This is a genomic window from Flavobacterium bernardetii (assembly GCF_011305415.1).
GTDB classification, from domain to species: domain Bacteria; phylum Bacteroidota; class Bacteroidia; order Flavobacteriales; family Flavobacteriaceae; genus Flavobacterium; species Flavobacterium bernardetii.
Window position 1 is genome coordinate 198,612 of record NZ_JAANOQ010000006.1, and the last position, 14,070, is coordinate 212,681.

At 31.2% G+C, this 14,070-nt stretch carries 11 protein-coding genes; 3 read left to right on the forward strand and 8 right to left on the reverse strand.

Annotated elements, in window-relative coordinates; translation table 11 throughout:
• Positions 1-80: 80 nt before the first annotated feature.
• Positions 81-1,409: an RIP metalloprotease RseP gene (rseP, locus tag G6N05_RS12025; protein ID WP_166129550.1), complete on the reverse strand. Its 1,329-nt coding sequence runs from the start codon at positions 1,407-1,409 to the stop codon at positions 81-83.
• A gap of 73 nt (positions 1,410-1,482) precedes the next feature.
• Entirely contained in the window at positions 1,483-3,402 is a 1,920-nt protein-coding gene (locus G6N05_RS12030; RefSeq protein WP_166129555.1) for a M1 family aminopeptidase, read from the reverse strand.
• A 149-nt stretch (positions 3,403-3,551) separates the two neighbouring features.
• On the opposite strand from G6N05_RS12030, the gene serS reads away from it, so the two are divergent.
• Complete coding sequence (gene serS, locus G6N05_RS12035; RefSeq protein ID WP_166129560.1) at positions 3,552-4,823, forward strand: serine--tRNA ligase; 1,272 nt, start codon at positions 3,552-3,554, stop codon at positions 4,821-4,823.
• 98 nt (positions 4,824-4,921) lie between these two features.
• On the opposite strand, the gene G6N05_RS12040 is transcribed toward serS, so the two are convergent.
• From G6N05_RS12040 to G6N05_RS12050, 3 genes are all read right to left on the reverse strand, one after another.
• Positions 4,922-5,419 (reverse strand): hypothetical protein, encoded by a 498-nt coding sequence (locus tag G6N05_RS12040; protein ID WP_166129564.1) that lies wholly within the window; start codon positions 5,417-5,419, stop codon positions 4,922-4,924.
• 134 nt (positions 5,420-5,553) lie between these two features.
• A complete protein-coding gene (locus G6N05_RS12045) occupies positions 5,554-5,868 on the reverse strand; it encodes a hypothetical protein (RefSeq protein ID WP_166129567.1) in 315 nt (104 codons plus the stop codon).
• A 19-nt stretch (positions 5,869-5,887) separates the two neighbouring features.
• The gene (locus G6N05_RS12050) at positions 5,888-6,163 is read right to left on the reverse strand and encodes a hypothetical protein (RefSeq protein ID WP_166129572.1); all 276 of its coding nucleotides are present in this window, start codon (positions 6,161-6,163) and stop codon (positions 5,888-5,890) included.
• Positions 6,164-6,268: 105 nt separating this feature from the next.
• Here G6N05_RS12050 and G6N05_RS12055 point away from each other — a divergent pair, with 105 nt between their 5' ends.
• Entirely contained in the window at positions 6,269-8,053 is a 1,785-nt protein-coding gene (locus tag G6N05_RS12055) for a tetratricopeptide repeat protein (RefSeq protein WP_166129577.1), read from the forward strand.
• Positions 8,054-8,074: 21 nt separating this feature from the next.
• Positions 8,075-9,220: a cystathionine gamma-synthase gene (locus G6N05_RS12060; RefSeq protein WP_166129582.1), complete on the forward strand. Its 1,146-nt coding sequence runs from the start codon at positions 8,075-8,077 to the stop codon at positions 9,218-9,220.
• A 72-nt stretch (positions 9,221-9,292) separates the two neighbouring features.
• Here the strand turns inward: G6N05_RS12060 and G6N05_RS12065 are convergent, their stop codons facing one another.
• From G6N05_RS12065 to G6N05_RS12075, 3 genes are all read right to left on the reverse strand, one after another.
• A complete protein-coding gene (locus G6N05_RS12065) occupies positions 9,293-9,643 on the reverse strand; it encodes a toxin-antitoxin system YwqK family antitoxin (protein ID WP_166129586.1) in 351 nt (116 codons plus the stop codon).
• 153 nt (positions 9,644-9,796) lie between these two features.
• Positions 9,797-10,960 (reverse strand): hypothetical protein, encoded by a 1,164-nt coding sequence (locus G6N05_RS12070; RefSeq protein ID WP_166129591.1) that lies wholly within the window; start codon positions 10,958-10,960, stop codon positions 9,797-9,799.
• Between the two features lie 171 nt (positions 10,961-11,131).
• Complete coding sequence (locus G6N05_RS12075; protein WP_166129594.1) at positions 11,132-13,912, reverse strand: TonB-dependent receptor; 2,781 nt, start codon at positions 13,910-13,912, stop codon at positions 11,132-11,134.
• Positions 13,913-14,070 lie beyond the last annotated feature (158 nt).

The following is a 14,070-nucleotide window of genomic DNA, read 5'->3' on the forward strand; positions in this document are numbered from 1 at the left end:
GGAAGTTGCTTGTTTCTTTTAGCGAGTGCAAATATAATTGAATTTTTATTTTAGCAAAAATATTTTGACACTTTTTTATATTAATTTATCAATTTATCTAAAATCAGTTGGTAAATGTCTTTCCCAAAGGTTAATACCATTAATGAAAGTAGGAAAATCATACCTCCAGTTTGTACATAACCTGCTGCTTTATCTGATAATTTCTTACCTGTAACCATTTCAACGATTGTAAATAACGCATGTCCACCATCTAAACCAGGAATTGGTAATAAATTCATAAAGGCTAAACCAATTGAAAACAGTGCTGTAAAATTCCAAATAAATTCCCAATCCCAAGAATCTGGTAATTGACGTGCAATACCAATAGGGCTTTTTACTTGTTTATAAGCTCCTGTAGCCGGTTTTAATATTAATTTGAACTGTTTTACATTATATACTAATAATTGATAAGATTCCTTTACAGCCGCTGAAACCGCTTCACCGAAAGAAAGCTTGTTGGTGATTAGAAAATCATTTTTATCTTGTGTAGTTGGATAAAAACCTAATTTACCTTCTTTATTTACTTTAGCGTTTAATTCTACTAATTGTTTGTTTCTTTCTACAACAACTTTAATAGAATCATTTTTTAATCCTTTTAAATCCTCAGCAAAAACATCGAAATAAGTAAATTCTTTTCCGTTTACAGATTTTATTAAATCACCTTTCTTGAAATTAGCTTTAACAGCTTCTGATTTTGGCTCTAAGGAATCAATAAGAATTGTAGCAATTCTTGGTTTTATAAAGTTTTTACCTTCACTTCCTAAAATTTCACCTTTTTGTTCGTCAGTTAAGTTTAGCTTAACTTCTTTCCCATTTCTATCAACAATAACTTCTTCGCTCAACAAAACGTCAATTATTGCCCAATTGTATTTTGGTTGTAATTTTCCGTCAATAGAAACAATTTTATCTCCGTTTTTGAAACCAACACTTTGCCCGACTTCTCCAAAAGCTAATCCATTTTTCTGAAATTTCTCCATAGAAATGTATTTTTGACCTACGGTTGAAAACATCATCGTGTAGATAAACCAAGCTAATAATATATTTACGATAATTCCACCTAACATTACAATTAAACGTTGCCAAGCTGGTTTTGAACGAAATTCCCATGGTTGAGGTTCTTGTTTCATTTGGTCTTCATCCATACTTTCGTCTATCATACCAGAAATTTTCACATAACCTCCAAATGGCAACCATCCAATTCCCCATTCAGTTTCGCCAATTTTTTTCTTGATTAAAGAAAAACCAATATCCAAAAACAAATAGAATTTTTCTACTCGCATTTTAAACATTCTAGCTGTTAAATAATGTCCGAATTCGTGAAGAATTACTAAAACTGATAATATAAAAAGTATTTGTGCAACTTGAATCATTGTATTTTGATTTGTATTTAAAAAGCAAAAGTAAGGTTTTCACCTTACTTTTTAATATTATTTTATGGTTAGCCTATTTTTTTATGAAATTTTTATGAAAGACTCCTTCTGAAGTCTCAATTTTTAAAAAGTGAACCCCACTTGATAGTTGACTAGTATTGATTGTATTCTTATAATCTGTAGCCAAAAGTTGTCCTAAATTATTAAAAACTTCAACTTTATACAAAGTAAAACTACTTGGAAATTGAATGTTTAATTCGTTCTCTGCAGGAACTGGAAATAGAGAAACTGCTTTGTCGCTATCAAAAGTTTCATTTCCTAAAGTTTCTGTATTGTCATTAGATATAATGTGTTTATTCGGATCAAAAGTTACTCCAGTTACAACAAAAGGAACGGAAACAATAAATTCTTGAGCATTTGTTGTGTTGTTAACTACAACATCATGCGTTTGTCCGCTACTTCCTAATAATCTAATTTGTAAAGGCATTTCAAAAAATGATACACTTGCATCAGATTGTGTTTGATTTACAATGATTTTAGCTTGACCTGCTCCCCAATTTTGCGCCACAATATCATATGTTGGATATCCTTGATTGTATAACCAATCATTAAAAAATTCTGTTAAACTAGCTCCGTAAGCCGTTTCTAAATGCGATTTAAAATTAGACGTAACTGCATAACCATAAGCCAAAGCTGGATCTGCAAGATATGTATTTAATGCATTAAAAAATGCAACATCTCCCATTTTCCAACGCAACATGTGTGTGATCATTGAGCCTTTATTATAAGTTAATCTACCTGAAAAGATTCTACTTGAGTTTAAAGCTTCTAAATCTGTTAAATAAGTGGCTCCAGTAGGAGAAGAAGTAATATTGTTAATTTTACTATTTTTCCAACTTACAAAACTAGCTGCATTATCAAATTCTTCCACAACTAAACCTGCCATATATTCTGTTAAACCTTCATTTAACCAAATATCTTTCCATGAACCACAAGTAATTTTATCACCAAACCATTGATGTGCCAATTCATGTGCAATTAAGCTTCTACTCCAACTATTCATAAATGAAACAGTCGTATGCTCCATTCCGCCACCTAATCCAGCGCGTGCATGACCATACTTTTCGTTTCTAAAGGGATAAGGTCCAATTTTCGTTTCAAAAAAGTTCATGATAGCAGGTGTTACTGACAAACTCGCTTGTGAACTTGCCGACTCTTCTGGATATAAATAATTTACAATAGGAAAATACGGACTAGCGACAGTTCCTAAACCAGCTTGCTGATTAAATATTTCATAATTTGTAACAGCAATTGCAATTAAATAGGCTGGAATTGGATACAAATGTTTAAAATGTGTTGTAGCACTTGCACCTGCTACAACACGACTTTGTTGTAATCCGTTTGCAACTGAATTATATTGTGAAGGAGCTGTTACATAAACGTCAATACTATTTACTTTGTCATTTAAATCTTGTTTACAAGGCCACCAACTTCTAGCTCCAAATGGTTCAGACAACGTCCATAAAACAGGAGTTCCGGCATGAGTCGATTTTGAAAATTCACCTTCTGTGTTTGGTGGTATTCCACTATAAGTAATAATTACTGTAGCGCTTGTTCCTGTTGTAACTGTTGCAGGAAAATTAATATTTAATTGATTTGGTGTTTCCGAAAAAGTTAAATTAGCACTATTCATCGTAACTGAACTTACCGTTAAAGCTGAAGCCATATCAAAAGCGATACTGTTCATATTTGATAATGCTGTAAATGTAGTTTTTACAATTCCGCTTATTGAAGAAACTGCCGGATTAATTGTAAAACGCAACTCATGATAGGTTACATCATAATTTTGAGTATTCGGATTTACCTGAACATTCATTATTGTTGAGGCAGATTTCATTTCAGACTCCACCATTCCGTTAAATTCCGAATCAGTTGATTGCGAAAAACAGAAAGAAGTCATTAAAACGAAAAAGATTTGGGTAGTTTTTTTCATTATTTTTAAATTAAAACACGAAAATAGGCAAAATATTTTAATTTTAAACAATTTTAACCTTCTTTACATTGTAATTTAACAATTGTGCATTTTCTTTTCCTAAAAATTTACAACAATTCCTTACATTTGCTTTCCAAAAACAAACAAACATGTTACAAGTACATTTTATTAGAGAAAACAAAGAAGAAGTCATTACGCGCTTAGCGAAAAAGAACTTCGAAGCTACTGCTATTGTAGAGCTTGTTGTGGAATTAGACGAAAAACGTAGAAACACACAAGTAGAATTAGACAATCTTTTAGCGGAATCTAATAAATTATCCAAAGACATTGGCGAAATGATGAAAAATGGCGAAAAAGCCAAAGCCGAAATCTTAAAGGAAAAAACAACTCAAATTAGAGAAAATTCTAAAACATTAAACGAAACTTTGAATGCGATTGCAAACCAATTGCAAGACGAATTATACAAATTACCGAATTTACCAGCTGAAATTGTGCCTTTCGGAAAAACGCCTGAAGAAAACTTAAATGTTTTTGAAGAAGGTGACATTCCTAAATTACACGAAGGTGCTTTACCTCACTGGGAATTAGCTAAAAAATATGACATCATTGATTTTGAATTAGGTGTGAAAATCGCTGGTGCAGGATTTCCAGTTTACAAAGGAAAAGGTGCCAAATTGCAACGTGCTTTGATTTCATATTTCTTAGATAAAAATACAGATGCAGGTTACAAAGAATACCAAGTGCCGCATTTAGTAAACGAAGCTTCGGCTTATGGAACAGGGCAATTGCCAGACAAAGACGGACAAATGTATCATGACGCAACGGATAATTTATATTTAATTCCAACTGCGGAAGTGCCTGTAACTAACATTTTCAGAGATGATTTAGTTTCAGAAAACGATTTACCAATTTTATGTACAGGTTACACACCATGTTTCCGTAGAGAAGCAGGTTCTTATGGTGCTCATGTTCGTGGATTGAATCGTTTACACCAATTTGATAAAGTAGAAATTGTACGTATCGAAAAACCAGAAAACTCATACGCAGCGTTAGACGGAATGGTAGAACACGTGAAAGAAATTTTACAGGAATTGAAGTTACCATACAGAGTTTTAAGGCTTTGCGGGGGTGATATGGGATTTGCTTCAGCGTTAACATATGATTTCGAAGTGTTTTCAACAGCGCAAGACCGTTGGTTAGAAATTTCTTCTGTATCTAATTTCGAAACGTTCCAAGCAAATCGATTAAAATTAAGATATAAAGATGCGAATGGTAAAAACCAATTGGCACACACGTTAAACGGAAGTTCATTAGCTTTACCTAGAGTTTTAGCGGGACTTTTAGAAAACTATCAAACACCAGAAGGAATCGTAATTCCGGAAGTATTAAGAAGATATACTGGATTTGATATTATTAACTAATTTGTCATGCTGAACTTGTTTCAGTATCTCTCATATATAGAAAAAGCAACTTTTAGGAGTTGCTTTTTTGTTTTTAAATATAACCATATGAAAAGATTCTAATTACCCACCAATTCAAAATCAATAATTTTATAAACTGGCACATTATTAATTCTCTTAATAAAGATATTCTTTTTTGATTTAGCATCTGGAATTATTAGGCAACCTGTTCCCATATAAAGACACTTCATTTTCAATTTATATTTTCTATACCTGAAACTACATTTTTCCTTTCTTAAAAGTCTTTTCTTAAAACTTGTAACGGGATGATTAGTAGTTTTAACTTTTATTAATTCTGCTAGTTTTTCTAAACATTTTCTTTCATTAAAATCAATATTATTATCTAAAAGATACTTATAAACCTCTTCATCAATACCTGCGTCAAATAAATAAGTTCCTTTCAAATAAGATTCTTCAAAATTTTCGCTATTGAAATTTCGAATAAAATAGGGTTCCATCCTATAAAAAGAATCCGTTCCTAAATTACTAAAGTTAAAGGTGTCTTTTATATAAATATCCTCCATATAAAAGTCGTCTTCAATTTCTACTAGTTTCATTTTACTTGAAGGCAAAAGCTCTGACTTACATTCTTCAAACACTCTTGCTGGCGCGCAACTAATAATAATTGTACAGAAAAAAAGGAGAAAGCCAAAATTAAGTATTAGCGTGTTATGTTTCTTTGTGGCTTTTATCATTCTGTTTCCTTCTTTAAAAACACAAGCGTAACAATCTCGTCAACAGCAATCCTTGTTTTCTTTACAAAATAATTAATATGAAGTTTATTGTTTTTAATTTCATAATAAAAATATTCATTTTCCATTTTGAATTTTCTCTTATTTATTAAATTATAATTGTATTCAGATTCATTAATTTTAACGCTGATTTTTTTATCATAAATCCGAACAAAATATTTTCTGTCTTTATTTTCACATGTCCATTCTGTAAATTTCTCTTGCATAGTAAAGAAACTTAAAGTGAACATAAATAGTAAGATAATTTTATTCATTTTAATATCATTTGAATTACTATTGACTTAAATATTTACTGATTGAAAATCCCCATTTTAAAAAAACAAGCAGTTCAATTATTTGTAGAATGACTACAGTAAGAAGTATCAAGTGTTTTTTATCGTTAGTACTTTTTGTGAAAATAGCAATCATAATAATTTGGAATATACCAAAAATAATATTTAAAGCAATTATGGCCATATCGCCACCGGAAACGCCTAAATTAGTATAAAATATATACGCAAACATGCTTATTGAAACCAATGCGTTTATTGAAATCCATTTATTTATCATGTTTCAAATATACAAAACCAACTCATAAACCCTCACAAATCTTAAATATTTACTAACCTTGCCACGAGTTGACTAATTTTTGTTAATTTAGTGGCTTATTATTCTATGACAAAAATATTTACATATCTATTTTTCTTTTGCTCGCTAATTGGTTTCGCACAAAACGAACTATTGGCGCAAAATTACTTTGACAAAGGCGAATTTGACAAAGCCACTTCGTTGTATGAAGAATTGGATAAAAAACAACCTGGAAATTTCTATTTCACACAAAAATTAGTAAGCTGTTACCAAGGTTTAAAACAATTTGACAAAGCTGAAAAGTTACTTTTAAATAAAAAAGGCAACTCCAATCAACCTACATTTTTTGTAGAATTAGGTTATAATGCCCAATTGCAAAAAGACCAAGCCAAAGCCGATTCGTATTATAAAAAAGCAATTGATGCAGTGGCAAACCAGCCGAATTACGCCTATCAAATTGGACAAGCTTTCGAACAAAAATCTTTATTACAACAAGCGTACAACACGTATGAAATTGGTCAGAAAAATAATTCTGGGATGAATTTCGATTACCAAATGGCGTTACTTCAAGGCCAAATGGGGAATTTAGATGTAATGGTGGTCAAACTTTTAGATTATTCGTATTCAAATGTTAATGCGACCTTAAACGTTCAAAATCAACTTGTACTTTTCATGCAAGATGATGGGGAAAATGTGTTTGTCAATTCCTTAAAAAAAGAACTTTTACTTCGTACTCAAAAAACACAAGACATTTATTGGAACCAATTTTTAAGTTGGTTGTATGTGAATCAGAAAGAATACAACAAAGCGTTTATTCAGGAAAAATCTATCTATAAAAGAAATCCAGAATCATTTGACGATATTATTCAATTGGCTCAAATTTGTGTCAACGAAAAGGATAACGAAACGGCGCAAGCAATTTTTCAGTTCATTTTGCAAAATACAACAGATGAATCTACGATTTTAAACGCTCAATATTTTTTATTGAAGAATGAAATCGCGAATGCAAAACCAGAAAATTATCCATTAATTCAATCGAAATTTGATACTTTATTGAGTCAATTTGGCGAGTCACCATTTTCAGTAGATTTACAAATCTTAGCCTCACATTTTAAAGCTTTTTATCAGAATGATTTCGAAAATGCAAAAGCACTTTTAGACAAATTGATGGAAATGCCATTGAATATTCGTCAAAAAGCGAAAGTCAAAATGGAACTGGCAGATGTTTTTGTGTTTAACGAAAAGTTCAATCAGGCCATTATTTATTACGCGCAAATTCAGAACGATTTACCAAACGACGAGTATTCACACGAAGCCAGCATGCGAATGGCGAAAACGAGTTTCTTTAAAAAAGATTTCGATTGGGCGAAAAAACAAGCTAAAGAATTGAAACAAGCGTCAACCCAATTAATTGCTAATGATGCTGTGGAATTGTTTTTACTAATAAGTGATAATTCGGCGGAAGATTCCTTAAAAGTCGCTTTACAAGATTTCTCAAAAGCCGATTTATTAGAATATCAAAACAAACCGAAGGAAGCTTTAGATGCCTTTTTGCAAATTTTAGTCAAACACAAAGGACAAAGCATTGAAGCAGGAACTTTGTATAAAGTAGGTAGAAATTATGAAAAATTAGGTAATTTTGCCAAAGCAATTAGCTACTATCAAACGATTTTAGACAACCATAAAGACGGGATTTATATAGATGAAGCCTTATTTTATTCAGCAGAAATTTATAATAAGCAACTCAATGATCCGGAAAAAGCCAAAAGCTTATACGAAAAAGTGGTTTTAGAACATCCAGATAGTATTTATTTTACCGAAGCTAGAAAACAATACCGCCAATTACGAGGCGACAAACAACAAGGAATATAAAAGATTAAATATATAATAGAAATGAAATTCAATACCAAAGTAATTCACGGAAATCAGCATCACGACCCAAGTACTGGAGCGGTCATGCCACCAGTATATCAAACATCTACATTTGTACAAACGAGTCCAGGTGTGCCTTTAGCAGAATACGAATACAGTAGAGCTGCCAATCCAACTCGTACCGCTTTAGAACAAGCTTTAGCCAGTATTGAAAACGGAGTTCGTGGTTTAGCTTTTGCTTCTGGTTTAGCGGCGACAGATTCAGTTATGAAACTATTAAAACCTGGCGATGAAGTGATTGCTATGGACGATTTATATGGTGGAACGTACAGAATGTTTGCTCGTATTTATCAAGAATATGGTATCAAATTCCATTTTGTGGACATGACGAATTACGAGAAATTTCAATCGTTAATTAATGAAAACACAAAATTGGTTTGGGTGGAAACGCCAACAAATCCATTAATGAAACTAGCGGATATAGCAGAAATTGCGAAAATCACTCAAAAACATAACTTACTTTTTGCAGTTGACAATACATTCGCCACTCCATATTTACAAAAACCTTTAGATTTAGGTGCAGATATCGTAATGCATTCGGCAACTAAGTATTTAGGCGGACACAGTGATGTGATTGCTGGTGCATTAATTGTAAAAGATGAAGCCTTAGGCGAAAAATTACACTTTGCACAATTTGCAACGGGTGGAACATTAGGACCAATGGATAGTTATTTGGTTTTAAGAGGAATCAAAACCTTACATTTACGTGTACAAAGACATTGTGAAAACGGTGCAAAAGTGGCGGAATATTTGGTAAATCATCCAAAAGTGGAGAAAGTTTATTATCCAGGATTAGAAAACAGCCCAAATCATGACATTGCTAAAAAACAAATGATTGGTGGATTTGGCGGAATGGTTTCTTTCACATTCAAATCGGGTGCGAAAGCGGATGCGATTAAAATGTTAGAGAAAGTAAAAGTATTCACCTTAGCAGAATCTTTAGGTGGAGTTGAATCTTTAGCGAATCATCCTGCATTAATGACACACGCTTCAATACCAGAAGAAAAACGTAAGGAAATTGGTATTACGGACGATTTAGTTCGTTTAAGTGTTGGTGTAGAAGATATTTCAGATTTACTTGCCGATTTAGAACAAGCTTTTCAATAATTATTGAATTTAGAAATATAAAAAAAGCCCAGCAAATTGCTGGGCTTTTTTTATATAAAGTTTTTAGTTTTTTTATTTTCCTGCTAAAGCATCTGTGTTGAATTTTTTAACATTAGCTACTGCATTATCATTATAAACTACAGCGCTAAGTGCTTTTGTAGTATAAAAATTCCATAAGCCAACTTTTTTACCTTGTTCAAAAGAACCTTCTGAAACTAAATTTCCTACTTCATCAAATGATTTCCATAAACCATCAGATTTTCCATCCACATAGTTTCCTTGGTGCATTACTTGACCGTTAGAATGATAATATGTTACTTTGATTGTGTTTTCTGAAATTTGTTCACCTACTGGTTGTGTTTCTTGTGCAAAACCGAAAGCTGAAAATATAAATAAACCAAAAATTAGAGCTAAATTTTTCATAGTAGATATGTTTTATAATTAATAATAATGTAAAACTACAAAATGTTTTTACAATTACCAAACAAAAACTTAACAATTTCGTAACATTGGAAAATTTAACACAAAAAAAGCGATCTAACTTAGATCGCTCTTAATGAATATATTGAAATTTATTTATTGTAATAAAGTAGTTCCGTTAACTGTAGACCAAGTTCCATTTGTTAAACTTGCTCCTGTTGATGTTGTACTAGTTGTTAATTGTCCAACTGGGAAAGTTGTAGTAAAAGATCCACTTCCTGTTCCAATTTGAGTTGTACTACTTAAAATGTTAACGTTAGTTAACTTGATTTTAGATCCATTAACTTGATCTGTATTTGTACCAGCATCTTGAATTCTTATTGCAACTGCACCAACAGCAGTGTATCCTTCGATTTTAATATTACTAAAATCACCGTTACCTTGTTTTTTAAATTGAATAGCATCATATTCAATTGAAGCGTTTTCAGTTTGTGTTCCTGCAGCTCTTTTTAAAGTTATACCTGAAACTACTGGCCAAAATGCATTATTATAACTTTTAGCTTCAATTTCCATTCCGAAATTAGCTGTTCCAGTTTGGTAAGCATACCAGTTTGAATTGTTTTGTCCTCTCCAACCATCTTGCCAGTCAAAAGAATCATCATAATTTCCGTAAGAAATAGCATTGATTAAATTTACAGTTCCACCATAAAATTCAAATCCATCATCTGCACCTTTATAAGCTACTAAGTTTTCTAAAACTGTACCTGAACCTACTGAATAAAAAGAAAAACCATTCATTTCTGAAGTTCCATCAGTAATTTTTTTACCTGCATATTCTACACGTACATATTTTAATGAACCACCATTATGTAAAGCGTTAGTTCCTCCGTATGGTGTAGCTAAACCATCTTCTGAAGTTGCAGAAGTTACACCACCTGTTCCAACAATTGGCGCATCTCCATACATAATAATACCTCCCCAAGAACCTGGTTCAGATGTTGTGTGTGTGAAAACAACTGGTTCAGCTGCTGTACCATTAACTACTAATCTTCCACCGTTTTCTACTACTAAAGCATCAGTACCATTAGAAACATCTGCAGTGATTTTTGATCCCGCTTCAATTGTTACAGTAACTCCAGATTTAATTTTTACAATTCCTCTTAAAGAATAATTACCAAAAGCATATGTTTTACTTGTAGTAATATCACCTGTAATTTCTCCACTAACTGGAACTCTTGGTGTTGCAGTTTCTTCACTTTCTTCTGAACATCCTGTAAATAATATGCTTAATACTGTTAAGCTTAAAATTAATTTTTTCATTGTCTTAGTTGTTAAATTTGTTATGGCAAATGTATTTCGGTTAGAGAAATAAAAAGTTAGCTTAGTATTATGAAATTTTTAAATGATTTTAGTATTTGTAAACTTATTGTAAACAGAAATTCCCTTTTTAAAAGGGAATTTCTTATTTATAACTAACTGTATTTATTTGTGTTAGAAAGTATAGCCGATATTTAGTGAGAATCCAACACCTCTTTTATTGTTTAACATTACAAGAGAATCTTCATTGATAGTTGTTGTACTATTCTTGCCCATTTCTCTTTCGTACTTTGGATTTAATATGTTATCCACTGAAAATTTAACATCTAAATTTTTAGATAATTTGGTATTCCAAATAAAGTCTAATTTACTAAATGGTTTTTCATAGACATGATCTAAACCTGCAGTTCCTAATGCATAAATTCTTTTTCCGTATACACCATATACTAAAGTAGCTGTGTTTTTAACTTCTTTAGAAAAATCAAATTCATATTTTAAATCTGAATTAATTAACCAATTTGAAGCTCCTTGTAATTCTCTACTACTTGAATTTTCAAGTGGATTGTTAACTAAATCAACATCTACTTTTGTTTTCATAATTGAAGTATTGAAACCCCAAGAAATGTTTTCAAATTGTTTTGAAATTCTTTCTAATTGAAATATAAATTCTAATTCTGCACCAAATAAAATAGCTCTTTTTGAATTATCAAAAGTAGTTGCATTTGAACCTCCAGTTGCAATAAGAATTCTTTCAATTGGTTTGTTAATATTTTTACCAAAAACACCCAAAGCCACCATGTCTTTTTTGTCAGTAAACAATTCGTATTTTAAATCTAAATTTAAATTTTCAGTGTCTTTTAAATCTGGATTTCCAATTACTGATGAACCATCAGGCTCAACATAAGTAATAGGCAACAATTCCATAGTTACTGGTCTAGTGATTGTTTTAGAAACCGCCAAACGCATATTAGATTGTTCGTTAATCGTGTATTTTGTATTTATCGATGGTAAAATGTCTAGTTTTTTATCAATTTGTTTATCGTAAGGAGCAGTAAAATCAGAAGCACCTAAACTTCTTGAACTCATTTTTCTATCAGAGTTTTCAAAACGAACACCTGCATTAACTTCAAGTTTTTCTCCAAAATTTAAAAACATATTAACATAACCTGCATTTACAAAATGATCAAGTTTTACTTTATAATCTGTATTAGATTCTTCTCTGAATCTTACATTACCATTAGCAACGTCTGCAGCAATAACATCGTTTATGTCATTTAAGTTTGTTGTGAAAGCAGCTTGGCTACCTAAAGGCGCACCAGAAACAAAACGATATGTAGAATACATATTATTTCTAAACGCATTATAACCCACAGATAATTTATTTGTTTTATTGTTAACTTCTTTTCCAAATTTCATATTATACTCAAACAAACCACTCATGTAATAGTTACCTTTTACATCTAAATATTGTCTGTTTAAATTATTTCCTCCATAAGAAATATTAATATCCGTTTCATTAACTCTGTTACCAATGATTGTTTTTCTATCAGGTTGACCAAAAGCTGTTTTTACATAAGAAAAACCTCCTTTTACACTATGCTTTTCATTTTTTGTTAAGTTATAATTTGCTACAACTTGATTGTTAAAATAATCTGATTGTTCAAACTGATTAAGTCTAACTAAACGATTTGGATTGTTTGTAGCGTAATTTAAAACCCCGAATTGGTCTTGAATTAAACTTTCTGTAGATCGTAAGTAAAATGAATTCAATCCGATAGAACCTCTAGAAGATTTGTATTTAATTCCAACTAAAGCAGAAGAAGCTGTTTGATATTTATATTCTGAATTTTCAACATTCGTAGTATAATTACTATCCCCTGCATCGAAAAATCTTTTTACTCCTTTTCTAATTACATATTTGTTTTCTGTATTTAAGGAAAGGATATAACTTAAATTGTTACCATCTCCCACTTTAAACTTTTCTGTATGTAATAAACTAATACTAGTGTTCATTGGGCTACCAACTTTATCAACATTCCAAGAATTTTGCTTATGAGAAGCTGTATATTCTGAAGATGTTAAATAATTTCCTGAAGGAACATTTCCAAAAACACCTGGTAAAGCACGGTCTTTCTTTAAAATCCCTAAAGTACCTTGAGTTGTATTTGCGTCTTCAGACATTAAAAAATCTTCTCCATTATTACCAGTTGTATATCCAAACCCAACATTTAATTTCGTTTGGCTTTTCATCGCTTCAGAAGTTTCAATATTAATGGTTGCTCCAGCGAAATCTCCAGAAATATTTGGATTAAACGTTTTGTAAACACCTAAAACTCCAACAATATCAGTAGGAAATAAATCTAATGGAATGATTTTTTTAAACGGACTATTAGAAGGCGCTTGTAAATCGTTAACCAATAAATTATTATATCTGTCTTCTAATCCTCTTACAAATAAACCTCTCGATTCTACTTTAGTAATTCCTGTTACTTTAGTTAGTCCTTCTTCAACATCACTAATTCCTTTTCTTGACATTTCTTGAGCACCAATACTTTGCTTCATTTCAACCGCTTTTTGTTGTTCTTTTAACAAAGCCGTTTCTTTTGTTTTGTTTGTGCTTCCAGTAATTACAATTCCTTCAATACTATTTGAATTTTCTTGTAAAGAAATGTTTAAATTTAACGTTTCATTTTCAGCAACTGTAACTTGTTTTTCTAAAGTTTTGTAGCCAATAAAAGCATATACTATTGTGTAAGTACCTGGCTTCATAGCAATTTCATAATTACCATTAATGTCAGATTCAGCATTTGCCATTAAACCTTTTAAAGATATAGAAACAAAACTTACTGGTTGTTTACTATCTTTATCAGTAATAATACCGCTAACTTTAGCCGTATTTTGTGCGAAAGAGATTATTGTAAATAATAATCCGAAAAATAGAAATTTTAATTTCATTGTGGTTGTATTTATTTTGATGCAAAAATAGGACCAAGTAAATTATGTGAATGTTACCCGCAAGTTATTAGTAGGTTCACAGATTGTTAAGTTTGTGTTAACACATTAAATAATTGTAAACACGTTTTATTTGTAGTTTTTATATATAATTTTGACAC